Origin of the sequence: Pseudomonas palmensis (assembly GCF_017848315.1) — a bacterium.
GTDB classification, from domain to species: domain Bacteria; phylum Pseudomonadota; class Gammaproteobacteria; order Pseudomonadales; family Pseudomonadaceae; genus Aquipseudomonas; species Aquipseudomonas palmensis.
Genome location: NZ_JAFKEC010000014.1, coordinates 11932 through 38171, shown reverse-complemented (window position 1 = coordinate 38171; position 26240 = coordinate 11932). Strand labels below are relative to the sequence as shown.

The following is a 26240-nucleotide window of genomic DNA, read 5'->3' as shown; positions in this document are numbered from 1 at the left end:
GTTGGTAATCGGCGAGGTCAAGGGCGGTTGGGCGATTAGTTCGCCACGACCGTTCGTCTGGTCTGGCGCGAGCCCGCGCAGGGCGCGGGCTGCAGGCCAACAAAAAAATTATTCGGCGGAGCCCTGGGCGGTTTCTGCCGGGAAGGTGGCGCGCCACAGCTCGAAGCCGCCGTCGAGGCTGTAGACGTCGGAAAAACCCTGGCTGACCAGATACGCGGCCGCGCTCTGGCTGGAGTTGCCGTGGTAGCAGACCACCACGGTAGGGGCGTCGAGGTCGGCGCCGCGGATGAAATCGGCGACCGACTGGTTGTCCAGGTGGCGGGCGCCGGTGATGTGGCCGTTGGCAAAGGTGGGCTGGTCGCGGATATCGACCACCACGGCGCCTTGCGCACGCAGCGCCTGAGCCTGCTCTGGAGGGATACGTTTGAATTCGCTCATGGGCGGGTCCTTCAGGATTGATCGGCTATTCTAGCCGGTTGCACGGGGCTGGCCAGCGGGCGTACGGTGCCTTCTTCGGTGCACTCGCAGCGGTGGTACTGGCCGGTATCGACATTGAACAGGGTCATCGCACCGCCCCACACGCAGCCGGTATCCAGTGCGTACACGCCTGGCTCGGTGCAGCGGCCCTCGAGGGCTGCCCAGTGTCCAAAGATGATCTTCACGTGACGCGAGCGACGGCCCTTGTGGGCGAACCACGGTTTGTAGCCGGGTGGGGCGGTGTCGGCGCCTTCCTTGCCCTTGAGGTCCAGTTTGCCCTCGGCGGTGCAGAAGCGCATGCGGGTGAAATAATTGGTGATGACCCGCAGGCGTTCGACCCCGCCCAGGTTCTTGCTCCACTTGTTCGGCTCGTTGCCGTACATGCCGTCCAGATAGAGCTTGAGCCGATTGTCATCGCGTAGCACTTCTTCGACCTCGCCAGCCAGCTCCAGCGCCTTGCCCAGGGTCCACTGCGGTGGAATGCCGGCATGCACCATCGCCACGCCGCGCTGCTCGTCGTAATGCAGCAGCTTTTGCCGGCGCAGCCAGTCGAGCAGTTCGTCGGCATCCGGGGCATCGAGAATCTCGCGCAGGGTGTCGCTTTTCTTCAGGCGCTCGATGTTGTGCCAGGCGGCCAGCAGGTGCAGGTCGTGGTTGCCCAGCACGCACACCAGCGAGTCGCGCATGGCGTACAGATAGCGCAGGGTTTCCAGCGACTCGGGGCCGCGGTTGACCAGGTCGCCGACCAGCCACAGGCGGTCGACCGACGGGTTGAAGTTGACCCGCTCGAGCAGGCATTTGAGCGGTTGCAGGCAGCCCTGGAGATCGCCGACGGCATACACCGCCATCAGTGCAGCGACCCGGGTACGGCCAGGCGGAACGCCTTGATCGGGGCCTCGAAACGGATGCCATCCTCGGCGAACATCTGATAGCTGCCTTCCATGGTGCCCACCTGGGTGCTGAGCACGGCACCACTGCTGTAGGTGTGGCTCTGGCCAGGCTCGATCAGCGGCTGCTGACCGATCACCCCGGCGCCCTTGACCTCTTCCACCTGGCCATCGCCATTGGTGATGAGCCAGTGACGCGACATCAGCTTGGCGGCCACCGAACCGTTGTTGTGCACGGTAATGGTGTAGGCAAACGCAAAGCGGTCGTTTTCGGGATCGGAATGTTCTTTGAGGAAGCGGGTAACGACGTCGACGTCGACCTGATAGCGGGGATCGGACATTCAAGAGGGCCTTGGCAACAGACGCGAATACGGCAATGGCATCAGTCTAGGCTATCGGCGGGGTTGCCGGCCAGTCATGCGGGCATGACCGGCCGTTATCAGGTGTTACTGCGGCTGTTCGGCCAGCTTGTCGGCCAGGCGCACGAAGGCGGCCAGGTCCAGTTGCTCGGGGCGCAGGCTGCCATCGACACCGGCGGCGGCGATCTCGTCGCTGCTGAGCAGGGCCTTCAAGGTGTTGCGCAGTGTCTTGCGGCGCTGGTTGAACGCTTCGCGCACGATGCGCTCGAGCAGGCGATGATCCTTTGCCGGGTGCGGCAGGGTGGTGTGGGGTACCAGGCGCACGATGGCCGAATCGACCTTGGGCGGTGGGTTGAACGCCCCCGGGCCGACGTTGAACAGGTGTTCCACGCGGCAGTGGTACTGCACCATGATCGACAGGCGGCCCCAGTCGCCACCGCCCGGGCCGGCGGCCAGGCGCTCGACCACTTCCTTCTGCAGCATGAAGTGCATGTCGCGGATCAGCTCGGCGTTGGCCAGCAGGTGAAAGATCAGTGGGGTGGAGATGTTGTACGGCAGGTTGCCGACCACCCGCAGGCTGCGCGGGGCGGCGCCCAGGCTGGTGAAGTCGAACTTGAGCGCATCGCCCTGGTGCAGGCGGAAGTTGTCACGGCCGGCGAACTGCTGGTTGAGGATCGGTACCAGGTCCTTGTCCAGTTCCACTACATCCAGCTGGCCGCCGCTGTTGAGCAGGCCCTGGGTCAGGGCGCCCTGGCCCGGACCGATTTCCAGCAGGCGCTCGCCTGCCTTGGCGCTGATCGAGCGCAGGATGCGATCGATGACGCCGGCGTCGTGCAGAAAGTTCTGGCCGAAGCGCTTGCGCGCCTTGTGTTGGTATTGCTCGGTCATAAATGGGTCTCGGCCATCTGGTAGGCGGTTTCCAGTGCTACCTGCAGGCTGCCGGTGTCGATCCTGCCGGTGCCGGCAAGGTCCAGGGCGGTGCCGTGGTCCACCGATGTGCGAATGATCGGCAGGCCCAGGGTAACGTTCAAGGCGGCGCCGAAGCCCTTGTACTTGAGCACCGGCAGGCCCTGGTCGTGGTACATCGCCAGCACTGCGTCGCAGTGCTCCAGATATTTGGGGGTAAACAGGGTGTCGGCAGGCAACGGGCCGCGCAGGTCCATGCCTTCGCTGCGCAGGTGCGCCAATGTCGGTTCGATGATGTCTATTTCTTCGCTGCCCAGGTGGCCGCCTTCACCCGCATGCGGGTTGAGCCCGCACACCAGGATGCGTGGCTGGGCGATGCCGAACTTGCTCTGCAGGTCGGCATGCAGGATCCGCGTGACCCGCTCCAGGCGTTCGGCGGTGATGGCGTCGGCCACTGCGCGCAGCGGCAGGTGCGTGGTCACCAGGGCCACGCGCAGCCCGCGGGTGGCAAGCATCATCACCACTTGCGTGGTGTGGGTCAGCTCGGCGAGGAATTCGGTATGCCCGGAAAACGCAATGCCGCTTTCGTTGATCACGCCCTTGTGCACGGGCGCGGTGATCATCCCGGCAAAGTGCCCGTCAAGGCAGCCCTGGCCCGCACGGGTCAGGGTTTGCAGTACGAAGGCGGCGTTGCGTTTGTCCAGCTGCCCGGCGACTACCCGGCTTGCCAGCGGCGTGTCCCACACGTACAGGCTGCCCGCAGGGGCAGGCGCATCCGGGAAGGCGGCGGGGCTGACAGGCAGCAGCGTGACGGCCACGCCCAGTTGCGCGGCCCGCTCGACGAGCAGATCACGACTGGTAATGGCGATCAGGGGGTGGGGCTGGGCGTGCTCGGCGAGCAGCAGGCACAGGTCAGGTCCTATGCCGGCCGGCTCGCCGGGTGTCAGGGCGAAGCGCTGGTGTTTCACTGGGCTGCCTGGTCGGCGCCAGGAAGCTTGATTTCAACATAGGCTTCGTCGCGGATCTGACGCAGCCAGCTTTGCAGCTCTTCGTCGTACTTGCGGTTGCGCAGCACGTTCATGGCTTGCTGCTCGCGTGCCTGTTCGGTGCTGTCGGTGGAGCGACGGCCCAGGACTTCCAGTACGTGCCAGCCGTATTGGGTCTGGAACGGCTTGGACAGCTGACCCTGAGGGGTGCTGGCCATGACTTCGCGGAACTCGGGTACCAGTGCGTTCGGATCGACCCAGTTGAGGTCGCCGCCATTGAGCGCTGAACCCGGATCTTCGGAGAAGCTCTTCGCCAGCTCGGCGAAATCTTCGCCGGCGCTGATGCGTTCATAGAGCTTTTCCGCCAGTTGCTGGGTGGCGGCTTCGCTGCGCACTTCGCTTGGCTTGATCAGGATGTGGCGAACATGCACTTCGTCGCGCAGCTGTGTCTGGCCGCCGCGCTTTTCCTGCAGCTTCAGGATGATGAAGCCACCCGGTGTGCGTACAGGCTCGGTCACGTCACCCACAGCCATGGTGCTGAGCAGGCGATCGAAAGGAGGTGGCAGCTGGGCGGCCTTGCGCCAGCCCATCTCGCCACCTTCCAGTGCGTTCTCGCTGGCCGAACGGGCAGTCGCCAGCTGGGCGAAGTCGGCGCCTTGCTTGAGCTGCTGGTAGATCGCGGCCGCTTGCTGGCCAGCCGCCTGGATAGCCGCCGAGTTGGCGCTTTCCGGGGTCGGGATCAGGATGTTGGCCAGGCGGAACTCTTCGGACAACTGCATCTTGCCCAGGTCCGAGGCGAGGAAGTTCTTCACTTCCTGTTCCGAAACCTGGATGCGTTCGGCTACCCGGCGCTGGCGCACGCGGCTGATGATCATCTCGCGACGGACCTGCTCGCGTGCGTCATCGAACGACAGGCCGTCATGGGCCAGGGCCGCACGGAACTGGCTCATGTTCATGCCGTTGCGCTGGGCAATGGTGTCCATGGCCTGGTTGAGTTCTTCGTCGGTGATGCGGATGCCGGAACGATCGCCAATCTGCAGTTGCAGGTTTTCCACGATCAGGCGCTCCAGCACCTGCTGGTCGAGCACGCCGGGCGGAGGTGTGGCGCCGCCGCGCTTAGCGATGGTCTGTTCGACCTCGCGCACGCGCTGGTCCAGCTGGCTTTGCATGACCACGTCGTTGTCGACGATGGCCACCACCTTGTCCAGGGTCTGCACCGCGGCGTGCGCGGTGCTGCTCAGTAATACAGCGCCCAGCATCAGCGGGCGCAGACAGTCAATAAGCTTGGTCTTCACGTGCACGGTAACCTTGAATGCCTTCGTCGAGGAAAGTTTCGACCTTTTTACCCACTACACCACCGAGGCCTTTCAGCACGATCTGCAGGAAGATCCCATGGTCGCCTTTTTCGTTGGAGGGTGCGTCCTGACTGAACTCGTCGTAGTCGACCCAGTAACGGTTGATCAGGCGCAGCTTCCAGCAGCAGTTGTCATATTCGAAACCGCCCATGGCTTCCAGGGTGCGGTTGCGGTTGTAGTCGTGCTGCCAGCGGGCGATTGCGGTCCACTGCGGAACGATCGGCCACATGACGGAGAAGTCATGCTGCTGGATCTTGTAGTAGTCCTTGACGTAGCCCGGTTGGCCTGGGGTGCCGTAGTCGCCACCACCCACCTGCCATTGGCCGGTGCTCTGGTTGTAACGCACTATGTCGTTACGATAGCGATAACCCAGGTTGACGATCTTGTTGACATTGTCTTCCGGCTGGTAGTGGAACATGGTGCTGCCGGAGCGTGTGCTGTGGCTGTCCGGGTCCCAGTTGAAGTCGGATCTCAAGCTCCAGTCCCGGTTAAAGCGATACTCGTGTTCCAGCGCGTAGGGCGAAACATTGGCTTGCGCGTCATCACGGTTTTTATAGTAGATGCCAGGCAACTGAACCTTGCGGTCCTTGAAGTACATAGCTTGACCAATGCTGAAGCGCATACGTTCAAAGCCGTTTTCTTCAATCCAGCGGTTTGTTACGCCCAGCGACAACTTGTTCTCGTCGCCGATGCGGTCTGAACCACTGAAGCGATTGTCACGGAACAGGGATGAGTAGCTGAACGTGCTTTCGCTGGTATCAAATACCGGGATGTCGTTCTGATCCCTGTATGGCACGTTCAGGTAGAACAGACGTGGTTCCAGAGACTGACGGTAGTTGTTGCCGAACCACTGGGTATCACGGTCGAAATACAGGCCGCTGTCGACACTGAAGATCGGTACGTTACGACTTTGTGAGCTGCTGAACGACTCTCGAGTGTTCGAGTTCAAGTTCTGGTTACTAGCCAGAAAGTCTTTGCCTTGCTGGTCTAGATCAAGGTCGTACCGGGTGTAGGCATACTTAACGGACGGCTTGATAAAGCCATAACTCCATTCCATCGGAAGGCTGACCTCAGGTACGGCGTTGATTCGATTGCCGTTGGAGCGAGCCAAGCCCCTGACTCGTTCGTCATAACGAAGTTCTGGGTTACCATTTTTATCAATGAAATTGCCGTTACGTAGATCACGCTCGAAGCGTACGAACTCTGTCTTGTAGGCGAAGTCCAGGCCACCAGGGTTGTACGGCAGCTTGCCGTTGAACGTAACCTGCGGCAGGCGCCCGTAAGGAGTGATCTTGCTGATGGTCGCCAGCTTGTAGTCCTGCACATTCAACCGCGCAGTGTAATCGTCGCCTCGATAGGTCAACGCACCTTGCTGGTTGATGTAGTCCTGGCTCTGTACGCCGATCTGATCCGATTCCAGATCCTGGAAATAGTACGGATCGCTGATGTCGGTGTAATCGACTTCGGTCATCAGGCGCTCGTCCAGGCCACCCTTATGCTGCCAGTTGATCAGCCAGCGTTTTTCCTTGTAGTCGGACTGACGCTTGCGCTCGTCCTCCTCGTCATTCAGCCACGCACCACCGAACTGCCCTTCGCTGGACTTGGTCAGGTAGCGGAACTCGCCTTCCATCAACAGGCCGCGCTTGGCCATGTAGCGTGGATACAAGGTGGCGTCGTAGTTCGGTGCCAGGTTGAAGTAGTACGGCGTGACCAGCATGAAGCCGGTGTCGCTGCTGGTACTGAACGATGGCGGCAGGAAGCCGGACTGGCGACGGTCATCGATCGGGAAGTAGATGTACGGGGTGTAGAACACCGGTACATCCTTGACCCGCAGGGTGACGTTGGTCGCGGTACCGAAGCCGGTGGCCGGGTTCAGTGTGATGTTGTTGCCCTTGAGCTGCCAGGCGTTGCTGTTCGGCTCGCAGGTGGTGTAGGTACCGTCCTTGAGGCGAATGATCGCGTTTTCGGCACGCTTGGCGTACAGCGCGTTACCGCGGATACGCGACTTGTGCATCACGTACTCGGCGTTGTCGACCTTGGCTTCACCGGTGTCAAGCTGGATGTCGGCGTGATCGCCAACCACCAGCGAACCGTTGTCGCGGATCTTGACGTTGCCGCTCAGTTCGCCACGGTTCTCGGCCTGATACAGATTGGCCTCGTCGGCCTCGACCTGCATGCTGCCCTGGCGCATCACCACGTCACCGGCGAGGGTGGCGATCTGCTGCTCCTGCTGGTAGCGCGATACCTTGGCACCGATGAAGGTCGGCGCCTCGTCCTTGGGCGTGGTGTCATCCATGCCCGGACGGGTTGGCTCGATGTAGGCACCGGAGCAATACGGGCCGGCTTCGGCGAGCTGGGCAGGGGTCAGCTGATCGCGTGGTACCCAGTCCAGATGGCTGTAGTCGGCGCTGCGTGCCTTCAGGCCGCGCCCCTTGGTTTCGGTGACGAGTGCTGGGCCCTTGCCCGCCGCTTCGGCACTGCCGTCGGCGCTCTGGGCAGGCGTTTCGCCGGTCGAGCTGACCGCCGCACCGTCATGCACAGGGCGTGGTGGCAGGTTCGCGGTGCTGGTCTTGGGCTTGCAGTCCCAACCTCCGGCAGCGGAAACTTGGCAGTCGAACTGCTCGGCAGCCACCACGTACGACGTGGCCAGGGGTTGCATCGCCAGCAGACCGCCGGTGACGAGCAACGGGAATTTTTTACGAAACGCGGGGGATTTCAATGCCATCTTATTAGTCCGGGCTTCCTGCGTGCCATCTGCCCGCGTGTGGGGCCGCACGCCTCTCGATGGTCTGAAAAAGATGCTGGATAATAAAGCATGACCCGCTTGACGGCTAGGGCCGTCGGAGACCCATGTAATGCCCGAACATGATGTACGCCTGCAACACCTGAATGTATGGCTGGCCGAACAGCTGGCAAATCTTTTCCATAAACAGGGCTGGGGTCCGGTTCCAGCGGGCTGCCTGACCGCTGCCAGCAGCGACGCGAGCTTTCGCCGCTACTTCCGCTGGGCCGCCGAAGGACGCAGTTTTATTGTGATGGATGCCCCGCCGCCGCAGGAAAACTGCCGGCCTTTTGTGGAAATTGCTCATTTATTGGCCAGCGCCGAGGTCAATGTGCCGCAAATTCACGCTCAGGATCTCGAGCGCGGCTTCCTGCTGCTGAGTGATCTGGGCAACCACACCTACCTCGATGTGATCACCAGCGACAACGCCGATGGCCTGTTCGACGATGCCATCCAGGCGCTGCTGGCCTTCCAGCAACTGCCGATGCAGGCGCCGTTGCCCAGTTATGACGTGGCCCTGCTGCGCCGCGAGCTGGAGCTGTTCCCAGAGTGGTACGTGGGCCGTGAACTGGGCCTGCAGATGAATAATGAGCAGCAGGCGGCCTGGCAACGCATCAGCACCCTGCTGATCGACAGCGCCCTGGCCCAGCCCAAGGTGCTGGTGCACCGTGACTATATGCCGCGCAACCTGATGCAGAGTGTGCCCAACCCGGGCGTGCTGGATTTCCAGGATGCGGTGTACGGCCCGGTGACCTACGACATCACCTGTCTGTTCAAGGATGCCTTCCTCAGTTGGCCGCAGGCACGGGTGGAGGGCTGGCTCAAGGACTACTGGCAGCGGGCGCAGGCTCTGGGCGTTCCGGTGCAGGCCGATTTCGAGGACTTCCAGCGTGCCAGCGACCTGATGGGCGTGCAGCGCCACCTCAAGGTGATCGGCATCTTCGCGCGCATCTGCCACCGTGACGGCAAGCCGCGCTACCTGGCCGATGTGCCGCGGTTCTTTGCTTATATAGATGAAGTGATCGCCCGCCGCCCTGAGCTGGCCGAGCTGGATGAACTGATCGACAGCCTGCAGGCCGCAGGCGGGGCGCGCGCATGAAGGCGATGATTCTGGCCGCAGGCAAGGGCGAGCGCATGCGCCCGCTGACCCTGCATACACCCAAGCCGCTGGTGCCGGTGGCCGGCGTGCCGTTGATCGAGTATCACCTGCGCGCCCTGGCGAGGGCGGGCTTCACCGAGGTGGTGATCAATCATGCCTGGCTGGGACAGCAGATCGAAGAGCACCTGGGCGATGGCGCGCAACTGGGCCTGAGCATCCGCTATTCCGCCGAAGGCGAACCACTGGAAACCGGTGGCGGGATCTACAAGGCGCTGCCGCTGCTTGGCGACGCGCCTTTTGCGCTGATCAACGGCGACATCTGGACCGAGTACGACTTCAGTCGCCTGCCTGCGTCGCTGTCCGGGCTGGCGCACTTGGTGCTGGTGGACAACCCGGGCCATCACGGCAAAGGTGACTTCCGCCTGCAGGCCGGGCAGGTCAAGGATGCCGACGCGGTTTCGCCGACCTTGACCTACAGCGGGATCGCCGTGCTGCACCCGGAACTGTTCGACGGTTGCCAGGCCGGCGCCTTCAAGCTGGCACCGCTGTTTCGCCAGGCGATGGCCAAGGGCCTGGTCAGTGGGGAGCATTTCACTGGCCAGTGGGTGGATGTCGGTACCCTCGAACGCCTTGCCGAAGTCGAGCGCCTGCTCGCCGAGCGCCGCTGACATGTTGTGGCCGAGCACAGTGATTGGTGCCGGAGCGGGTTTTGCCATCGCCAGCATTCCAGGGGCGTTGCTGGGGGCATTGCTCGGTCAGGCGATGGACCGCCGTCTGCAACTGCACAGTTGGGCGCACCTGCGCGAGCGTCTGGGCGGGCGCGCGGTGCTGCGCGACGACGAAGTGCTGTTCGTGCTGCTTGGGCGCCTGGCCAAGAGTGAAGGGCGGGTGGTCGACGGACATATCCAGCAGGCGCGTCAGGAAATGCAGCGCCTGGAGATGAGCGAACCGGCACGTCTGCGCGCGATTGCCGCATTCAACCGGGGCAAGAGCGGCAGCGAGCGCCTGCACCCGCACCTGCGTCGCCTCAAGCAGCAACCCCATGCTGCCGAAGGCTTGCTGCGTGCCTGCTGGCGCATGGTCTGGGCCGATGGCCGGGTAGGGCGTCACGAGCGCGAACTGCTGATGCAGTGGGGGCAGCAGTTGGGTTGGTCGACGACCCGGGTGCAGGCACTGGCCAGCGACTACGAGCCGCACCGGGCGGCCCTGGGCAATCAGGGCATCAGCTATCCCGAGGCCCTGCGCTTGCTGGGGGTGTTACCCGAGACCGAGCCTGTACAGGTCAAGCAGGCCTACCGGCGCCTGCTCAGCCGGCATCATCCGGACAAACTGGTGGGTAGCGGCGCGAGCCCGGCGCAGGTGCGCGACGCCACCGAGCGTACCCGTGACCTGCATCAGGCCTACGCGGTGGTACGCAAGCGGCGCGGCTTCTAGTCGACCGCTTGCGGGCTCAGCCAGCCGCGAATGCGGCGGAACAGTTGCTCCTGCTCGGCAGCCTGGTTGCCGGGCATGGCCGTCAGGGCGACCTGGTGGTAGCTGCTGTCCTTGAGTCGCTTGCTGGCCTGCAGGCGGTTCACGGCCGCCTGCCTGGCGCCGGCCTGGTTGGCATAGTAGAAGTCGGCGATCGGCAGCTTGAGCGTGGCGGCCAGGCTGTCGAGGCTGTGTTCGACGCGGGCCGGGTTCTGCGCAGCGACCATCACCAGCTTTTGCACCTGCGGCGGTTGCCGTTCGCTGATGTAACGGGCTGACCAATAGGCACCGCTGCCGCTGCCCAGCAGCACCACACTGCGTGCGTTCTGCTGCTGTGCGTAGGCGACGGCGGCATCCAGGCGGGCGAAGATACGCTCGGCGTCGGCCTTTTCACTGGCCGCCGGATCGGTACTGGCGGGCGCTTCGGCGCTTTCGCTGTTTTCGGTTTCTGCTGCGGTGGCCTGGGCGATGTTGGCATTGGCATCGGCCGGCGTGGCCTTGGCCGGTGCGCCCTTCACGTCCTTGTCCGGTTGCGGGGGCGGTGCTGGGGTTTCCTTGCGGGCCACCGGGCTCTCGGCCAGCAGATCCGGCAGGCTCAGGCTCAGACTGGCCCATTTTGCATCGGGGAACTTGCGCCGCAGGGGGCCGACGGTGCGTGGCCAGTCGGCGCTCTCGCCGGCACCCGGGACGATGATCACCACGCCTTCGGGTGCCGGGGTGTTGGCAGGTTTCCACAGGGCCAGGAAGCTGTCGCTGCCGGCCTGCAGGGTTTGCTGCTCGTCCTTGGGCACTTGCCGCTCCAGGGCCTGGGCGTCTTCCTGGCTGCGCTCGGGCAGCGCCTGGCGGGTGGCCGGGGCGGCATCGGCGTCGGCGGCCGGCGTTTCCTGCGCCAGAACTTGTGCGGTACAAGGTAGTATCAAGGACAGGCATAGCGCCGAAAGCGCCGTGCGTTTGAGTACGAACATTGATCGATCCAGGCCAGAGTGATACCGGCAGCCTAATGGTATTTGTCGACGACGGCCATGTTCGATGGCGGTCCCTTCATTGACGAGATTCAAGATGATGCGTTTGCGCTGCCTGTTGTTTATCGGCTGCTTGTGCTGGCCCTTTATGGCGAACGCGGAGCAGGCATCCGTACCGGCTGCGGTACGCCTGGACCCGGCGCAACAGCAATGGCTCGACCAGCACCGCAGCTTGCGGGTGGGCCTGGTGTTGCAGGCTCCGTTCGCGCAGTTCGACCGGCGCCTGCAGCAGCTGTCAGGTGTCAACGTCGAGCTGATGAACTGGCTGGGCAGGGCATTGGACCTGGACCTGACGTGGCGCAACTTCCCCGACCAGGCCGCGCTCGAACATGCCCTGGCCGGCGGCGAGATCGACCTGGCGCCAGGGCTGACCCAGACCCCGGCCAGCCTGCGTCGCTGGTTGTTCAGCGACCCCTACATGCGCGTACCGCAGTTGATCGTGGGCCCGCGCAACGGCTCGATGGCAGTGGACCTGGAGCGGCTCGCCGAAAACGAGCGGGTGGCAGTGCGCATGCCCAGTTCACTGGCCGACTATCTGCGCGCGACCTATTCCAACCTGAATCTTCAAGGCGTGCCGGCCGAGCGCCAGGCCTTGCAGCTGTTGCTCAGCGAGCAGGTGCGCTACGCGGTGCTGGATGAAGCGCAGTTGAGCCGGTTGTCGCGCGAGAACGAATTCAGCGATCTGGTGGTGGTGGGCGACATCGGTTTGCCGCAGTTGCTGCGGGTGGGCTCGCGGCGTGACTGGCCGATACTGGCCGACATCATCGAGGTCGGCCTGCAGGCCATCCCGGCCAAGGACCTGGAGCAGTTGCACAACCGCTGGCTGCAACCCCGCTACCCGCGCCTGAGCGAGTCACCGGGGTTCTGGCAGAACCTGGCGTTGCTGTTCGCGGCGCTGTTCTTCAGTTGCGTCTTCATCGTGATCTGGCAGCGGCGCCAGCAACAGCAGTTGGAGCTGAACCTGCTGGCTGCGCGGGAAAACATCGCCAAGCGCCTGGCCCGCGAAGAGGCGCTGCGCCTGAGCCAGTTCTCCCTCGACCAGAGCACCGTGGGCATCCTGTGGGTGCATTGGGACAGCCATGTGCGCTACGCCAACCGCGCGGTCGAAAGCATGCTCGGCTATACCTCTGGGGCGCTGAACGATCGCCCGCTGATCGATATCGAGCCCAACCTGCACATGGACCGCTGGCTGGACCTGTGGAAGCGTGCAAGGGCCAGCGACGAGGCGGCGCAGCGCTTCGAGACCCAGTGCCTGCGCGCCGATGGCAGCCTGGTACCGGTGGATGTGTCGTTGAGCTTCTTGCGCTTTCGCGATGCCGAATACCTGGTGGTGTTCATCAATGACGTCACCGAGCGCCGCCGTGCCCTGGCGGCGCTGCGCGAGAGCGAGGCGCGGCTCAAGGGCATTGCCGGCAACGTGCCGGGGCTGGTGTTCCGGCTGGAACGCAACCCGGCGATCGGCGACCTGGAGTTCCCCTATATCAGCGAAGGCAGCGAGGCCCTGGTCGGCTACTCGCCCATCGAACTGCAGCACCCGGACATGGGCTTGCGCAACCTGGTGCACAGCGAAGACCGCGCCGACTATCACCGCGTGCAGGACCAGGCGCTGGCCACCGACCAGGACTGGTCGTGGCAGGGCCGCATCGTCACGCGCCAGGGTGAGCAGCGCTGGGCCGACATCAAGGCCAGTACCCGCAATCTGCGCGACGGCCGCGTGGTGTGGGACGGGGTGGTATGGGACATCAGCCAGAGCAAGCGCGCCGAGCTGGAACTGGCGCGCTCCCAGGAGCAACTGCGCGAACTGTCGGCGCACCTGGAGAGCGTGCGCGAGGAAGAGAAAGCGCGGATCGCCCGCGAGGTGCATGATGAGCTCGGGCAGATGCTGACCGTGCTCAAGCTGGAAACCTCGATGTGCGAGCTGGCCTATGCCGGGCTGGACCCGGGCCTGAACGAGCGCCTGGGCAGCATGAAGCGCCTGATCGCGCAGCTGTTCCAGCTGGTGCGCGACGTCGCCACGGCCTTGCGCCCGCCGATTCTGGATGCCGGCATTGCCTCGGCCATCGAGTGGCAGGCCCGGCGTTTCGAGGCCCGCACGCAGATCCCGTGCCTGGTCGAGGTACCGGACAACCTGCCGCCGCTCAGCGACGCCAAGGCCACCAGCCTGTTCCGCATTCTGCAGGAGGCCCTGACCAACGTCATGCGCCACGCCCACGCGCATACTGTGCAGATCAACCTGGGCCTGGACGGTGCGATGCTGTGCCTGACCATCAGCGACGACGGCGTGGGTTTCGTGCAGAGTGACCAGCGCCCGACCTCGTTCGGCCTGGTGGGCATGCGCGAGCGCGTGCTGATGCTGGGCGGCAGCATGCGCCTGGACAGCGAACCGGGCGAGGGCACCACGTTGAGCGTACGCATCCCCCTGAACAACGACAGGAGCTGACAGTGATTCGAGTATTGGTTGCCGAAGACCACACCATCGTGCGTGAGGGCATCAAGCAGTTGATCGGCCTGGCCAAGGACATGCAGGTGGTGGGCGAGGCCGGCAATGGCGAGCAGTTGCTCGAAGCCTTGCGCCACACCGAATGCGAGGTGGTGTTGCTGGATATCTCGATGCCGGGGGTGAACGGGCTGGAGGCGATACCGCGAATTCGCGCGTTGAGCGCGCCGCCGGCGATCCTGGTGCTGTCGATGCATGACGAAGCGCAGATGGCGGCGCGGGCGCTGAAGATCGGCGCGGCGGGGTACGCGACCAAGGACAGTGATCCGGCGCTGCTGCTGACCGCGATTCGCCGGGTGGCGGGGGGCGGGCGCTACATCGATCCGGACCTGGCCGACCGCATGGTGTTCGAGGTGGGGCTGACGGATTCGCGCCCCCTGCACTCGATGCTGTCGGAGCGCGAGTTCTCGGTGTTCGAACGGTTGGCCCAGGGGGCGAACGTCAACGACATTGCCCAGCAGCTGGCGCTGAGCAACAAGACCATCAGCACCCACAAGGCGCGCCTGATGCAGAAGCTGAATGTGACTTCGCTGGCGGAGCTGGTGAAGTATGCGATGGAGCACAAGCTGGTGTGAGTGTTCCAAAAACGACATCGGGTTGATCCCTTCGCTGGCAAGCCAGCCGCCACAGGTTCGGCGTGTACCGACAAACCTTGTGGGGGCTGGCTTGCCAGCGAAGGGGGCAGCACGGCTATCAACGTGTCTGAAAACGCCACCCTTGTAGGGCAATCCCTACCCGCAAGTTTCCATCCGGCTGATGGCATTCTCTCAGCACCCCCGATTTGCGCCACCTTCTGCCTTCTCTAGTCTTGGGTCACAGCAGTCATCCAACAAGAAGGTGCAGGTATGAGTGAGGTGAATTCGAACGCTGCAACCGGCGAAGTGCTGGTCAGCTTCCGTGGTGTGCAGAAGAGCTACGACGGCGAGTCGCTGATCGTCAAAGACCTGAATCTGGATATTCGCAAAGGCGAGTTCCTGACCCTGCTCGGCCCCTCGGGCTCGGGCAAGACCACCAGCCTGATGATGCTGGCAGGGTTCGAAACCCCTACCGCCGGCGAGATCCTGCTGGACGGGCGTTCGATCAACAACGTGCCGCCGCACAAGCGCGACATCGGCATGGTGTTCCAGAACTATGCGTTGTTCCCGCACATGACCGTGGCCGAGAACCTGGCCTTCCCGCTGAGCGTGCGCAACCTGAGCAAGACCGACATCAGCGAGCGGGTCAAGCGCGTGCTGAACATGGTGCAGCTCGAAACCTTCGCCCAGCGCTACCCCGGCCAGCTTTCCGGCGGCCAGCAGCAGCGTGTTGCGCTGGCTCGCGCCCTGGTGTTCGAACCGCAACTGGTACTGATGGACGAACCCCTCGGCGCCCTCGACAAGCAGCTGCGCGAACACATGCAGATGGAAATCAAGCACCTGCACCAGCGTCTGGGCGTGACCGTGGTCTACGTGACCCACGACCAGGGCGAAGCGCTGACCATGTCCGACCGCGTGGCCGTGTTCCACCAGGGCGAGATCCAGCAGATCGCCGACCCGCGCACCCTGTATGAAGAGCCGAAGAATACCTTCGTGGCCAACTTCATCGGCGAGAACAACCGTATCAACGGGCGCCTGCTCAGCCAGACCGGCGATCGCTGCCTGGTGGCGCTGCCCCGTGGCGAGAAGGTCGAGGCACTGGCCGTCAACGTCGGCCAGCCGGGCGAGCCGGTCACCCTGTCGATCCGTCCGGAGCGCGTGCGCCTGAACGGTCACAGCGAAAGCTGCGTCAACCGCTTCTCTGGGCGGGTGGCCGAATTCATCTACCTGGGCGACCACGTGCGGGTGCGTCTGGAAGTGTGCGGCAAGGCGGACTTCTTCGTGAAGCAACCCATCGCCGAACTCGACCCGGCCCTGGCCGTGGGCGATGTGGTGCCACTGGGCTGGGAGGTCGAGCACGGTCGCGCACTCGATCCTATTCTGGAAGCCCAGTGAGGATCGCCTCACCCATCCCAGCAACGCGGAGAGAACAATAATGAACAAACACTTGAAGCTGACCGCTCTGACCCTGGGCCTGTTCGCAGCAAGCCAGGCCATCGCCGCCGACCTGACCGTGGTCGCATTCGGGGGGGCCAACAAGGCCGCCCAGGTCAAGGCGTTCTACGAGCCGTGGGAAAAGGCCGGCAACGGCAAGATCATCCCCGCCGACTACAACGGTGAAATGGCCAAGGTCAAGGCCATGGTCGACACCAAGAGCGTGAGCTGGAACCTGGTGGAGGTGGAGTCGCCGGAACTGGCCCGCGGTTGTGACGAAGGCATGTTCGAGCAGCTCGACCCGGCCCTGTTCGGCGATGAGTCCGACTATGTGGCCGGCGCCATCCAGCCGTGTGGCGTGGGCTTCTTCGTGTGGTCGACCGTCATGGCCTACAACGCCGACAAACTCAAGACTGCGCCCACCAGCTGGGCGGATTTCTGGGATACCCAGAAATTCCCGGGCAAGCGCGGCCTGCGCAAGGGTGCCAAGTACACCCTGGAATTCGCGCTGATGGCCGACGGTGTGGCACCTAAAGACGTCTACAAGGTGCTGGGCACCAAGGAAGGCCAGGACCGCGCCTTCAAGAAGCTCGACGCCCTCAAGCCAAACATCCAGTGGTGGGAAGCAGGTGCACAGCCGCCGCAGTACCTGGCCTCGGGCGACGTGGTGATGAGCTCGGCCTACAACGGTCGCATCGCTGCGGTGCAGAAGGAAAGCAACCTGAAGGTGGTATGGAACGGCGGTATCTACGACTTCGATGCCTGGGCCATTCCGAAGGGCGCGAAAAACCTCGAGGACGCCAAGAAGTTCATCGCCTTCTCGATCCAGCCCGAGCAGCAGAAGGTGTTCTCCTCGAACATCGCCTACGGTCCGGCCAACAGCAAGGCCGTGGCGTTGCTGACGGACGAGGTCAAGAAGGACATGCCGACCACGCCGGAGAACATCGCCAATCAGGTGCAGATCGACGTGGTGTTCTGGGCTGACAACAGCGAGCAGCTGGAACAACGCTTCAACGCCTGGGCGGCCAAGTAAGCCGTGCCAATGGGGCGTCGGCATCGTGCTGACGCCTCTTGTTTCCAAGATTTTCGGAGTTCGCTATGGCCATCGCAGTGCCCCTGAACGAAGGCGCAGGTTCCAACCTCAAGAAGCGCCTGGCGCGTGCTGAACGCGTCAACCGCTGGAAGGCAAAAGCATTGATCGCACCGCTGGCAGTGTTTCTGCTGCTGGTTTTCATCGTGCCGATCGCCGCGCTGCTGTACAAGAGCGTCGGCAACCCCGAGGTGGTTGGCGGCTTGCCGCGCACCGTCGCCGCGGTGGCTGAATGGGACGGCAAGAGCCTGCCTGGCGAGGACGTGTACAAGGCCCTCAGCGAAGACCTCGCCGAATCGCGCAAGAACCAGACCCTGGGCGATGTTTCCAAGCGTCTGAACATGGAGCTGGCCGGCTACCGCAGCCTGCTGGCCAAGACTGCCAGGGCCCTGCCGTTCAAGACCGAGCCGCAATCCTACAAGGATGCGTTGCAGGAGCTGGACGAGCGTTGGGGCGACCCGGCCTACTGGCAGGCGATCCGCCGCAACACCAGCAGCGTGACGCCGTTCTACCTGCTGGCCTCGGTGGACCACCGTATCGATGACCTGGGCGAGCTGGCGCCGACCACCCCGGACCAGGCCATCTACCTCGACATCTTTGCCCGCACCCTGTGGATGGGCCTGGTGATCACCGTCATCTGCCTGGCGTTGGCGTACCCGCTGGCCTACCTGCTGGCCAACCTGCCGACCCGGCAGAGCAACCTGCTGATGATCCTGGTGTTGCTGCCGTTCTGGACCTCGATCCTGGTGCGGGTGGCGGCGTGGATCGTGCTGCTCCAGTCCGGGGGGCTGATCAACAGCGGCCTGATGGCGCTGGGGCTGATCGACAAGCCGATGGAACTGGTGTTCAACCGTACCGGCGTGTACATCTCGATGGTCCACATTCTGCTGCCGTTCATGATTTTGCCGATCTACAGCGTGATGAAGGGCATTTCCCCGACCTACATGCGTGCGGCGATCTCCCTGGGTTGCCATCCGTTCGCCAGCTTCTGGCGGGTGTACCTGCCGCAGACCTATGCCGGCGTCGGCGCAGGGTGCCTGCTGGTGTTCATCCTGGCGATCGGCTACTACATCACCCCGGCACTGCTGGGCAGCCCGAACGACCAGATGGTCAGCTACTTTGTCGCCTTCTACACCAACACCAGCATCAACTGGGGCATGGCCACCGCACTGGGCGGGTTGCTGTTGCTGGCCACCGTGCTGTTGTACCTGATCTATAGCTGGCTGGTTGGCGCAAGCCGCCTGCGTCTGAGCTGAGGAGCGTTGTCATGCTGAGCCCTTACATGTCGCCCGTCGAACGGGTCTGGTACTACAGTTTGCGCATCCTTTGCGGGCTGGTGCTGCTGTTCCTGGTGTTGCCGGTACTGGTGATCATCCCGTTGTCGTTCAACTCGGGGAGCTTCCTGGTGTATCCGCTGCAAGGCTTCTCGCTGCAGTGGTACCAAGACTTCTTCGGTTCGGCCGAGTGGATGCGCGCCCTCAAGAACAGCATCATCGTGGCCCCGGCGGCGACGCTGCTGGCGATGGTGTTCGGCACCCTGGCCTCGATCGGCCTGACCCGTGGCGACTTTCCCGGCAAATCGCTGGTGATGGCCCTGGTGATCTCGCCGATGGTAGTACCGGTGGTGATCATCGGTGTGGCCAGCTACCTGTTCTTCGCCCCGCTGGGCCTGGGCAACAGCTTCACCTCGCTGATTCTGGTGCATGCGGTGCTGGGTGTACCGTTCGTGATCATCACGGTGTCGGCCACCCTGCAGGGCTTCAACCACAACCTGGTACGGGCTGCGGCCAGCCTGGGCGCCTCGCCGGTCACCACGTTCCGCCGGGTGACCCTGCCGCTGATCGCCCCGGGTGTGATCTCGGGGGCCCTGTTCGCCTTCGCGACATCGTTCGACGAGGTGGTGGTGACGCTGTTCCTTGCCGGGCCGGAGCAGGCCACGCTGCCACGCCAGATGTTCAGCGGTATCCGCGAGAACCTGAGCCCGACCATTGCTGCAGCGGCGACCTTGCTGATCGCGTTCTCGGTGGTGCTGTTGCTGACCCTGGAATGGCTGCGCGGGCGTGGCGAGAAGCTGCGTACCCAACAGCCGGGCTGAAACAGACGACCCTTCGCCGGCAGGGCTGGCTCCTGTAGGAGCCGGCCTTGCCGGCGAAGTGGGCACCACCGATCCTGATCCAGGCTTGATGCCAGTCAGCCCCTGACGGTTTGCCTGAGGTACAATGCGCGCCACCGTGATTCTGCCCAACAGGTGCGCCATGCAGCCCTACGCTATTGCCCCCTCCATCCTCTCAGCCGACTTTGCCCGCCTGGGCGAAGAAGTCGACAAGGTGCTCGAAGCCGGCGCCGACATCGTCCACTTCGACGTGATGGACAACCACTACGTTCCCAACCTGACCATCGGTCCGATGGTGTGCAGCGCCCTGCGCAAGTACGGCGTGACCGCGCCGATCGACGCACACCTGATGGTCACCCCGGTGGACCGCATCATCGGCGACTTCATCGAAGCCGGCGCCACCTACATCACCTTCCACCCCGACGCCACCCTGCACGTCGATCGCTCGCTGCAGCTGATCCGTGACGGCGGCTGCAAGGCGGGCCTTGTGTTCAACCCGGCTGCCTCGCTGGATGCGCTCAAGTACGTGATGGACAAGGTCGACATGATCCTGCTCATGAGCGTCAACCCGGGCTTTGGCGGCCAGAAGTTCATTCCGGCCACCCTCGACAAGCTGCGCGAAGCCCGCGCGCTGATCGATGCCAGCGGGCGTGATATCCGCCTGGAGATCGACGGTGGGGTCAACGTCAACAATATCCGTGAAATCGCCGCTGCTGGCGCCGACACCTTCGTGGCCGGCTCGGCGATCTTCAATGCCCCGGACTACAAAGAGGTGATCGCCAGGATGCACGCCGAACTGGCCCTGGCCCGCCCATGAGCGGCTTCGAGCAGCTGTTCCCCGGGGGCCTGCCCAAGCTGGTGATGTTCGACCTGGATGGCACCCTGATCGATTCGGTGCCGGACCTGGCGGCCGCCGTGGATCACATGCTGCTCGAAATGGGGCGCCAGCCCGCCGGTGTCGCCGCCGTGCGCGAATGGGTCGGTAATGGCGTGCAGGTGCTGGTGCGCCGCGCCCTGGCCGGCAGCATCGAGCATGCCGGGGTGGACGACGATGAGGCCGCGCGCGGGCTCGAGCTGTTCATGCAGGCCTATGCCGACAACCATGAATTGACGGTGGTCTACCCCGGCGTGCGTGACACCCTCAAGTGGCTGCACAAGCAGGGCGTGGAAATGGCCCTGATCACCAACAAGCCGGAGCGCTTCGTCGCCCCCTTGCTGGACCAGATGAAGATCGGGCGATACTTTCGCTGGATCATCGGCGGCGACACCCTGCCGCAGAAGAAACCCGACCCCGCCGCATTGCTGTTCGTGATGCAGATGGCCAACGTGGCGCCGGCCCAGGCGCTGTTCGTGGGCGACTCGCGCAGTGATGTGCTGGCGTCCCGGGCGGCAGGGGTGCAATGCGTGGCGCTCAGCTACGGCTACAACCATGGCCGCCCGATCAGCGAGGAGTCGCCCGCGCTGGTGATCGATGACCTGCGCGCGCTGCTGCCTGGTTGCTTAGATTCGGCCACTGAGCTAATGTCGGACGATCAATCCCCCCCTGATAGAGATTCCATCGTGGTGGCACCCGGCAAACTCTGGATGAAAGTCATCAAGGCCCTGGCCCGTTGGCGTTGGCGCGCCTGACTTTTTTCTGGCCGGCCTGATCCGGCGCGTTTGCCTGTACGACCTATTGCCCCATTGCCACGAGGCTATCATGACCCGCGAAGAATTCCTGCGCCTGGCCGCTGCCGGCTACAACCGCATTCCCCTGGCCTGCGAAACCCTGGCCGACTTCGACACGCCGCTGTCGATCTACCTGAAACTGGCCGACCAGCCCAACTCCTACCTGCTCGAATCGGTGCAGGGCGGCGAGAAGTGGGGGCGTTATTCGATAATCGGCCTGCCATGTCGCACCGTGTTGCGCGTACATGACCATCAGGTGCGCATCACCCATGACGGTGTCGAGATCGAACAGCATGAAGTCGAAGACCCGCTGGCCTTCGTCGAGACGTTCAAGGAACGCTACAACGTACCGACCATCGACGGCCTGCCGCGCTTCAACGGTGGCCTGGTGGGGTATTTCGGCTACGACTGCGTGCGCTATGTAGAGAAGCGCCTGGGCAAGTGCCCTAATCCCGATCCGCTGGGCGTGCCGGACATCCTGCTGATGGTGTCGGACGCCGTGGTGGTGTTCGACAACCTGGCCGGCAAGATGCACGCCATCGTGCTGGCCGACCCCGCCCAGGACAACGCCTACGAAAATGGCCTGGCGCGTCTTGAAGAACTGCTCGAACAACTGCGCCAGCCGATCGCCCCGCGTCGCGGCCTGGCCCTGGGCGGCCCTCTGGCTGCTGAGCCGGAGTTTCGTTCAAGCTTCACCCAGGCCGACTACGAACGCGCCGTCGATACCGTCAAGGAGTACATCCTGGCCGGCGACTGCATGCAGGTGGTGCCCTCGCAGCGCATGTCCATCAACTTCAAGGCCGCGCCCATCGACCTGTACCGCGCGTTGCGCTGCTTCAACCCCACGCCGTACATGTACTTCTTCAACTTCGGCGACTTCCATGTGGTGGGCAGCTCGCCGGAAGTGCTGGTGCGGGTCGAAGACAACCTGGTCACCGTGCGCCCGATCGCCGGCACCCGGCCGCGTGGTGCCAACGAGGAGGCCGACCGAGCGCTGGAGCAGGACCTGCTGTCGGACGCCAAGGAGATCGCCGAGCACCTGATGCTGATCGACCTGGGCCGCAACGACACCGGTCGCGTTTCCGAGACCGGTTCGGTCAAGGTCACCGAGAAGATGGTGATCGAGCGTTACTCCAACGTGATGCACATCGTGTCCAACGTCACCGGCCAGCTCAAGCAGGGCCTGAGCGCGATGGACGCGCTGCGCGCCATTCTGCCCGCCGGTACCCTGTCGGGGGCGCCGAAGATCCGCGCCATGGAAATCATCGACGAGCTGGAGCCGGTCAAGCGTGGCGTGTACGGCGGCGCCGTCGGCTACCTGGCCTGGAACGGCAACATGGACACCGCCATTGCCATCCGCACCGCCGTGATCAAGGACGGTGAGCTGCATGTGCAGGCCGGTGGCGGCATCGTCGCCGACTCGGTGCCGGCGCTGGAGTGGGAAGAAACCATCAACAAGCGTCGGGCGATGTTCCGCGCGGTAGCCTTGGCTGAACAGACACCGCTCAGCTGAGAAGGGCGCCGCTGCGGCGCAACACAGAATTCAGAGTCGCCAGACTCAAGAGGTTGACCCAGATGTTACTGATGATCGACAACTACGACTCCTTCACCTACAACGTCGTGCAGTACTTCGGCGAGCTGGGTGCAGAGGTCAAGGTCATTCGCAATGACGAACTGACCATCGCCCAGATCGAGGCACTGCAACCCGAGCGCATTGTGGTGTCCCCTGGCCCGTGCACCCCGACCGAGGCCGGTGTATCGCTCCAAGCCATCCTGCACTTTGCCGGCAAGCTGCCGATCCTGGGCGTGTGCCTGGGCCACCAGTCCATCGGCCAGGCCTTTGGCGGTGATGTGGTACGGGCGCGCCAGGTGATGCACGGCAAGACCAGCCCCGTGTCGCACATCGACCAGGGTGTGTTCGCAGGCTTGAACAACCCGTTGACGGTGACCCGCTACCATTCCCTGGTGGTCAAGCGCGAAACGCTGCCCGAGTGCCTGGAAGTGACTGCCTGGACCACCCTGGACGACGGCTCGGTCGACGAGATCATGGGCCTGCGTCACAAGACACTGAACATCGAAGGGGTGCAGTTCCACCCCGAGTCGATCCTCACCGAGCAGGGCCACGAGCTGTTCGCCAACTTCCTCAAGCAGACCGGCGGCCGCCGCTAAGGATTTGACACCATGGATATCAAGAGCGCGCTGGGCCGCATCGTCGGTCACCTGGACCTGAGCACCGAGGAAATGCGCGATGTGATGCGCGAGATCATGACTGGCCAGTGCAGCGAGGCGCAGATCGGCGCTTTCATGATGGGCATGCGCATGAAGAGCGAAAGCATCGACGAGATCGTCGGTGCGGTATCGGTGATGCGCGAGCTCGCCGACCAGGTACAACTGCAGACCCTGGACCAGGTGGTCGATGTGGTCGGTACCGGAGGCGACGGCGCCAATATCTTCAACGTTTCCACCGCCTCGGCATTTGTCGTGGCCGCTGCCGGCTGCACCGTGGCCAAGCACGGCAACCGTGCGGTATCGGGCAAGAGCGGCAGCGCCGACCTGCTCGAGGCCGCCGGTATCTACCTGAACCTGACGCCGGTGCAGGTCGCGCGTTGCATCGACAGTGTCGGTATCGGCTTCATGTTCGCCCAGACCCACCACAAGGCGATGAAATATGCCGCCGCCCCGCGTCGTGACCTGGGGCTGCGCACGCTGTTCAACATGCTCGGCCCGCTTACGAATCCGGCCGGGGTCAGGCACCAGGTGGTCGGCGTGTTCACCCAGGCATTGTGCCGGCCGCTGGCCGAGGTGCTGCAACGCCTGGGCAGCAAGCATGTGCTGGTGGTGCACTCCAAGGACGGCCTGGACGAATTCAGCCTGGCCGCACCGACCTTCGTTGCGGAACTGAAGAACGGCGAAATCACCGAGTACTGGGTAGAACCCGAAGACCTGGGCATGAAGAGCCAGAGCCTGCACGGCCTGGCGGTAGACAGCCCGGCCGCGTCGCTGGAGCTGATTCGCGATGCCCTGGGGCGCCGCAAGACCGAAAACGGTCAGAAGGCGGCAGAAATGATCGTGCTCAATGCCGGCGCTGCGCTGTATGCCGCCGACCATGCCATGAGCCTCAAGCAAGGCGTCGAGCTGGCCCACGATGCACTGCACACCGGGCTGGCGCGAGAAAAGCTCGAAGAGCTGGGCGCCTTTACTGCGGTATTCAAGCAGGAGAATGAAGAGTGAGCGTACCGACGGTTCTGGAAAACATCCTGGCGCGCAAGGTTCAGGAAGTGGCCGAGCGCAGTGCCCGCGTCAGCCTGGCTGAACTCGAGCGTCTGGCGGCCGTCGCCGATGCGCCGCGCGGGTTCGCCAATGCGCTGATCGAGCAGGCAAAGCGCAAGCAGCCGGCAGTGATCGCCGAGATCAAGAAGGCATCGCCGAGCAAGGGCGTGATTCGCGAAGACTTCGTGCCGGCCGACATTGCCGTCAGTTATGAAAAGGGCGGGGCCACCTGCCTGTCGGTGCTTACCGATATCGATTACTTCCAGGGCGCCGATGCATACCTGCAGCAGGCGCGCGCCGCGTGCACGTTGCCGGTGATCCGCAAGGACTTCATGATCGATCCTTATCAGATCGTCGAGGCCCGTGCGCTGGGTGCCGATTGCGTGCTGCTGATCGTCTCGGCGCTGGATGACGTGAAGATGGCCGAGCTGGCGGCCACGGCGAAGAGCGTAGGGCTGGATGTATTGGTCGAAGTGCACGACGGCGACGAGCTGGAGCGTGCGCTGAAAACCCTGGATACACCGCTGGTGGGCGTGAACAACCGCAACCTGCACACCTTCGAGGTGAGCCTGGAAACCACCCTCGACCTGCTGCCGCGCATCCCGCGTGATCGCCTGGCAATCACCGAAAGTGGCATTTTCAATCGGGCAGACGTCGAGCTGATGGAGATCAACGAGGTCTACTCGTTCCTGGTGGGCGAAGCGTTCATGCGTGCCGAGCACCCGGGGCTGGAACTGCAGCGCCTGTTCTTCCCCGAGCGCGTGGTGCACAACTCGGCGCAAGGCCTGGACTGATCCACACTGAAGCCGGCATTGCCGGCTTTTTTGTATCGACAAGGTGGGTGTGATGACTGATCAAGCTGTTGCGGTGACGGTGGAGGCGGGCCTGCAGGCCGAGCAGGACCTGCTGGCGGCTGTGTGCAAGGGCGAAAAGCAACATGGCCTGCTGTTCTGGCAGCCGACGGACCGCGCGCTGGTGATGCCGCGGCGCATGAGCCGGCTGGAAGGTTTCGAGGCCGCCTGCACCGAATTGGCCGTTGCCGGCTGGCCGGTGCTGCTGCGCGAGACCGGCGGTGAGCCAGTGCCGCAGTCGGCTGCGACAATCAATATCGCGTTGGTGTATGTGGCGCCGCGCAGCGAGGGTGATCACGGTCGTATCGAGAAGGCCTACGAGCGGCTGTGCCTGCCGCTTTGCGAGGTGCTGCGCGAATGGGGCGGGCTGGCGTCGGTGGGGGAGATCGAGGGGGCGTTCTGCGATGGGCGCTACAACGTCAACCTCAATGGTCGCAAGCTGGTCGGCACGGCGCAGCGCTGGCGTCAGGGCCTGGGCGGCAAGCGCCCGGTGGTGCTGGTGCATGGCGCCTTGCTGCTGGACAACGAGCGCGAGTCGATGGTGGCGGCAGTCAATCGCTTCAATGAATGTTGCGAGCTTGAGCAGCGCTGCCGCGCCGACAGTCATATCGCCCTGCATGAAGTGGTGCCCCAGGCACCGCTGCTGGCGCGCCTGGAACAGGCCTACTCGCAGGTGATCGCGGCGATCGAGCGCGATTAACGGGTGCCGAAGACCACCATGGTCTTGCCTTTGACATGCACCAGGTTACGTTCTTCGAGGTCCTTTAGCACGCGGCCGACCATCTCTCGCGAGCAGCCGACGATGCGGCCGATTTCCTGGCGGGTGATCTTGATCTGCATGCCGTCGGGGTGGGTCATGGCATCGGGCTGCTTGCACAGCTCCAGCAGGCAGCGGGCCACCCGACCGGTCACGTCGAAAAACGCCAGGTCGCCCACCTTCTGCGTGGTGTTGCGCAGGCGCTGGGCCATCTGGCTGCCCAGGGCGTAAAGGATGTCCTGGTCCTGGCGGGCCAGTTCACGGAATTTCTCGTAGCTGATTTCAGCCACTTCGCATTCGGTCTTGGCGCGTACCCAGGCGCTGCGCTGGTGTTCCTTGCCGATGGGTTCGAACAGGCCCAGCTCACCGAAAAAATCGCCACTGTTGAGGTAGGCGATGATCATCTCGCGGCCTTCCTCGTCCTCGATCAGGATGGTCACCGAGCCCTTGACGATGAACGACAGGGTATCGGCCCGATCACCAGCGCAGATGATGTTGTTCTTGGCTGCAAAGCGGCGACGCTGGCAGTGGGCGAGCAACTTGTCGATGTTCTTGATCTTGGCTGGAAGGGTTGTTGCAACCATGGCTGAATCCTGGAAAGACGCGACGCGTGGGCATTCTTGTCGACCGCTGGGCGCGGGT

Annotated in this window: 25 protein-coding genes; 16 read left to right on the top strand and 9 right to left on the bottom strand. The window is 63.7% G+C overall.

The window, feature by feature from the left end:
• Positions 1–108 precede the first annotated feature (108 nt).
• The 7 genes from glpE to JZZ72_RS10530 all read right to left on the bottom strand — a co-directional run bounded on the left by glpE (position 109) and on the right by JZZ72_RS10530 (position 7695).
• Positions 109–438, bottom strand: coding sequence for a thiosulfate sulfurtransferase GlpE (glpE, locus tag JZZ72_RS10560; protein ID WP_043863752.1), 330 nt, complete (start codon positions 436–438; stop codon positions 109–111).
• Between the two features lie 11 nt (positions 439–449).
• A complete protein-coding gene (locus tag JZZ72_RS10555; RefSeq protein ID WP_054915960.1) occupies positions 450–1325 on the bottom strand; it encodes a symmetrical bis(5'-nucleosyl)-tetraphosphatase in 876 nt (291 codons plus the stop codon).
• A complete protein-coding gene (apaG, locus tag JZZ72_RS10550; RefSeq protein ID WP_043863754.1) occupies positions 1325–1705 on the bottom strand; it encodes a Co2+/Mg2+ efflux protein ApaG in 381 nt (126 codons plus the stop codon). The genes JZZ72_RS10555 and apaG overlap by 1 nt, the downstream gene beginning before the upstream one ends.
• A gap of 105 nt (positions 1706–1810) precedes the next feature.
• Positions 1811–2611, bottom strand: a complete 801-nt coding sequence (gene rsmA / locus JZZ72_RS10545) for a 16S rRNA (adenine(1518)-N(6)/adenine(1519)-N(6))-dimethyltransferase RsmA (RefSeq protein WP_043863755.1) — start codon at positions 2609–2611, stop codon at positions 1811–1813.
• Positions 2608–3597: a 4-hydroxythreonine-4-phosphate dehydrogenase PdxA gene (gene pdxA, locus JZZ72_RS10540; protein ID WP_210014438.1), complete on the bottom strand. Its 990-nt coding sequence runs from the start codon at positions 3595–3597 to the stop codon at positions 2608–2610. The genes rsmA and pdxA overlap by 4 nt, the downstream gene beginning before the upstream one ends.
• Positions 3594–4910 carry a peptidylprolyl isomerase gene (locus JZZ72_RS10535; RefSeq protein ID WP_043863757.1) on the bottom strand — a complete coding sequence of 439 codons (1317 nt, stop codon included), beginning with the start codon at positions 4908–4910 and terminating at the stop codon, positions 3594–3596. The genes pdxA and JZZ72_RS10535 overlap by 4 nt, the downstream gene beginning before the upstream one ends.
• Positions 4891–7695: an LPS-assembly protein LptD gene (locus JZZ72_RS10530; RefSeq protein WP_210014437.1), complete on the bottom strand. Its 2805-nt coding sequence runs from the start codon at positions 7693–7695 to the stop codon at positions 4891–4893. Before JZZ72_RS10530 ends, JZZ72_RS10535 begins: the two co-directional genes overlap by 20 nt.
• A 130-nt stretch (positions 7696–7825) precedes the next feature.
• Here JZZ72_RS10530 and JZZ72_RS10525 point away from each other — a divergent pair, with 130 nt between their 5' ends.
• The 3 genes from JZZ72_RS10525 to JZZ72_RS10515 are packed head-to-tail and all read left to right on the top strand — an operon-like array spanning position 7826 to position 10285.
• Positions 7826–8851, top strand: coding sequence for an aminoglycoside phosphotransferase family protein (locus JZZ72_RS10525; protein WP_058541836.1), 1026 nt, complete (start codon positions 7826–7828; stop codon positions 8849–8851).
• Complete coding sequence (gene murU, locus JZZ72_RS10520) at positions 8848–9519, top strand: N-acetylmuramate alpha-1-phosphate uridylyltransferase MurU (protein ID WP_043863760.1); 672 nt, start codon at positions 8848–8850, stop codon at positions 9517–9519. The genes JZZ72_RS10525 and murU overlap by 4 nt, the downstream gene beginning before the upstream one ends.
• 1 nt (position 9520) lies before the next feature.
• Positions 9521–10285, top strand: a complete 765-nt coding sequence (locus JZZ72_RS10515; RefSeq protein ID WP_043863761.1) for a TerB family tellurite resistance protein — start codon at positions 9521–9523, stop codon at positions 10283–10285.
• Here the strand turns inward: JZZ72_RS10515 and JZZ72_RS10510 are convergent.
• The gene (locus JZZ72_RS10510; RefSeq protein WP_210014436.1) at positions 10282–11286 is read right to left on the bottom strand and encodes an alpha/beta hydrolase family protein; all 1005 of its coding nucleotides are present in this window, start codon (positions 11284–11286) and stop codon (positions 10282–10284) included. The two genes, JZZ72_RS10515 and JZZ72_RS10510, sit on opposite strands and share 4 nt — an antisense overlap.
• Positions 11287–11380: 94 nt before the next feature.
• Between JZZ72_RS10510 and JZZ72_RS10505 the strand changes: the two genes are divergently transcribed.
• From JZZ72_RS10505 to JZZ72_RS10445, 13 genes are all read left to right on the top strand, one after another.
• Complete coding sequence (locus JZZ72_RS10505; protein ID WP_210014435.1) at positions 11381–13783, top strand: PAS domain-containing sensor histidine kinase; 2403 nt, start codon at positions 11381–11383, stop codon at positions 13781–13783.
• Between the two features lie 2 nt (positions 13784–13785).
• Complete coding sequence (locus JZZ72_RS10500; protein WP_043863764.1) at positions 13786–14415, top strand: response regulator; 630 nt, start codon at positions 13786–13788, stop codon at positions 14413–14415.
• 270 nt (positions 14416–14685) lie between these two features.
• On the top strand, positions 14686–15810 hold the full coding sequence (locus JZZ72_RS10495; RefSeq protein WP_043863765.1) for an ABC transporter ATP-binding protein: 1125 nt from the start codon (positions 14686–14688) through the stop codon (positions 15808–15810).
• A 40-nt stretch (positions 15811–15850) separates the two neighbouring features.
• Positions 15851–16882: an ABC transporter substrate-binding protein gene (locus tag JZZ72_RS10490; RefSeq protein ID WP_054915954.1), complete on the top strand. Its 1032-nt coding sequence runs from the start codon at positions 15851–15853 to the stop codon at positions 16880–16882.
• A 65-nt stretch (positions 16883–16947) separates the two neighbouring features.
• Positions 16948–18195 (top strand): ABC transporter permease, encoded by a 1248-nt coding sequence (locus JZZ72_RS10485; protein ID WP_043863767.1) that lies wholly within the window; start codon positions 16948–16950, stop codon positions 18193–18195.
• Positions 18196–18206: 11 nt separating this feature from the next.
• A complete protein-coding gene (locus JZZ72_RS10480) occupies positions 18207–19034 on the top strand; it encodes an ABC transporter permease (RefSeq protein ID WP_043863768.1) in 828 nt (275 codons plus the stop codon).
• Positions 19035–19194: 160 nt separating this feature from the next.
• On the top strand, positions 19195–19869 hold the full coding sequence (gene rpe / locus JZZ72_RS10475) for a ribulose-phosphate 3-epimerase (protein WP_043863783.1): 675 nt from the start codon (positions 19195–19197) through the stop codon (positions 19867–19869).
• Positions 19866–20681 carry a phosphoglycolate phosphatase gene (locus JZZ72_RS10470; RefSeq protein ID WP_043863769.1) on the top strand — a complete coding sequence of 272 codons (816 nt, stop codon included), beginning with the start codon at positions 19866–19868 and terminating at the stop codon, positions 20679–20681. Before rpe ends, JZZ72_RS10470 begins: the two co-directional genes overlap by 4 nt.
• A gap of 70 nt (positions 20682–20751) precedes the next feature.
• Positions 20752–22233 (top strand): anthranilate synthase component I, encoded by a 1482-nt coding sequence (gene trpE, locus JZZ72_RS10465; RefSeq protein ID WP_210014434.1) that lies wholly within the window; start codon positions 20752–20754, stop codon positions 22231–22233.
• A 62-nt stretch (positions 22234–22295) separates the two neighbouring features.
• A complete protein-coding gene (locus JZZ72_RS10460) occupies positions 22296–22889 on the top strand; it encodes an aminodeoxychorismate/anthranilate synthase component II (RefSeq protein ID WP_043863771.1) in 594 nt (197 codons plus the stop codon).
• 12 nt (positions 22890–22901) lie between these two features.
• On the top strand, positions 22902–23951 hold the full coding sequence (trpD, locus tag JZZ72_RS10455) for an anthranilate phosphoribosyltransferase (RefSeq protein WP_043863772.1): 1050 nt from the start codon (positions 22902–22904) through the stop codon (positions 23949–23951).
• On the top strand, positions 23948–24784 hold the full coding sequence (gene trpC / locus JZZ72_RS10450; protein ID WP_210014433.1) for an indole-3-glycerol phosphate synthase TrpC: 837 nt from the start codon (positions 23948–23950) through the stop codon (positions 24782–24784). The genes trpD and trpC overlap by 4 nt, the downstream gene beginning before the upstream one ends.
• A gap of 52 nt (positions 24785–24836) precedes the next feature.
• Positions 24837–25541, top strand: a complete 705-nt coding sequence (locus JZZ72_RS10445) for a lipoate--protein ligase family protein (protein ID WP_054915952.1) — start codon at positions 24837–24839, stop codon at positions 25539–25541.
• Here the strand turns inward: JZZ72_RS10445 and crp are convergent.
• On the bottom strand, positions 25538–26182 hold the full coding sequence (gene crp, locus JZZ72_RS10440; RefSeq protein ID WP_043859825.1) for a cAMP-activated global transcriptional regulator CRP: 645 nt from the start codon (positions 26180–26182) through the stop codon (positions 25538–25540). The genes JZZ72_RS10445 and crp overlap by 4 nt on opposite strands.
• Between the last annotated feature and the right edge of the window lie 58 nt (positions 26183–26240).

Bases quoted from the DNA above. Each gene is read 5' to 3' on its own strand.
- glpE (WP_043863752.1), bottom strand. From the start codon at position 438: ATGAGCGAATTCAAACGTATCCCTCCAGAGCAGGCTCAGGCGCTGCGT.
- JZZ72_RS10555 (WP_054915960.1), bottom strand. From the start codon at position 1,325: ATGGCGGTGTATGCCGTCGGCGATCTCCAGGGCTGCCTGCAACCGCTC.
- apaG (WP_043863754.1), bottom strand. From the start codon at position 1,705: ATGTCCGATCCCCGCTATCAGGTCGACGTCGACGTCGTTACCCGCTTC.
- rsmA (WP_043863755.1), bottom strand. From the start codon at position 2,611: ATGACCGAGCAATACCAACACAAGGCGCGCAAGCGCTTCGGCCAGAAC.
- JZZ72_RS10530 (WP_210014437.1), bottom strand. From the start codon at position 7,695: ATGGCATTGAAATCCCCCGCGTTTCGTAAAAAATTCCCGTTGCTCGTC.
- JZZ72_RS10525 (WP_058541836.1), top strand. From the start codon at position 7,826: ATGCCCGAACATGATGTACGCCTGCAACACCTGAATGTATGGCTGGCC.
- murU (WP_043863760.1), top strand. From the start codon at position 8,848: ATGAAGGCGATGATTCTGGCCGCAGGCAAGGGCGAGCGCATGCGCCCG.
- JZZ72_RS10515 (WP_043863761.1), top strand. From the start codon at position 9,521: ATGTTGTGGCCGAGCACAGTGATTGGTGCCGGAGCGGGTTTTGCCATC.
- JZZ72_RS10510 (WP_210014436.1), bottom strand. From the start codon at position 11,286: ATGTTCGTACTCAAACGCACGGCGCTTTCGGCGCTATGCCTGTCCTTG.
- JZZ72_RS10505 (WP_210014435.1), top strand. From the start codon at position 11,381: ATGATGCGTTTGCGCTGCCTGTTGTTTATCGGCTGCTTGTGCTGGCCC.
- JZZ72_RS10495 (WP_043863765.1), top strand. From the start codon at position 14,686: ATGAGTGAGGTGAATTCGAACGCTGCAACCGGCGAAGTGCTGGTCAGC.
- JZZ72_RS10490 (WP_054915954.1), top strand. From the start codon at position 15,851: ATGAACAAACACTTGAAGCTGACCGCTCTGACCCTGGGCCTGTTCGCA.
- JZZ72_RS10485 (WP_043863767.1), top strand. From the start codon at position 16,948: ATGGCCATCGCAGTGCCCCTGAACGAAGGCGCAGGTTCCAACCTCAAG.
- JZZ72_RS10480 (WP_043863768.1), top strand. From the start codon at position 18,207: ATGCTGAGCCCTTACATGTCGCCCGTCGAACGGGTCTGGTACTACAGT.
- rpe (WP_043863783.1), top strand. From the start codon at position 19,195: ATGCAGCCCTACGCTATTGCCCCCTCCATCCTCTCAGCCGACTTTGCC.
- JZZ72_RS10470 (WP_043863769.1), top strand. From the start codon at position 19,866: ATGAGCGGCTTCGAGCAGCTGTTCCCCGGGGGCCTGCCCAAGCTGGTG.
- trpE (WP_210014434.1), top strand. From the start codon at position 20,752: ATGACCCGCGAAGAATTCCTGCGCCTGGCCGCTGCCGGCTACAACCGC.
- JZZ72_RS10460 (WP_043863771.1), top strand. From the start codon at position 22,296: ATGTTACTGATGATCGACAACTACGACTCCTTCACCTACAACGTCGTG.
- trpD (WP_043863772.1), top strand. From the start codon at position 22,902: ATGGATATCAAGAGCGCGCTGGGCCGCATCGTCGGTCACCTGGACCTG.
- JZZ72_RS10445 (WP_054915952.1), top strand. From the start codon at position 24,837: ATGACTGATCAAGCTGTTGCGGTGACGGTGGAGGCGGGCCTGCAGGCC.
- crp (WP_043859825.1), bottom strand. From the start codon at position 26,182: ATGGTTGCAACAACCCTTCCAGCCAAGATCAAGAACATCGACAAGTTG.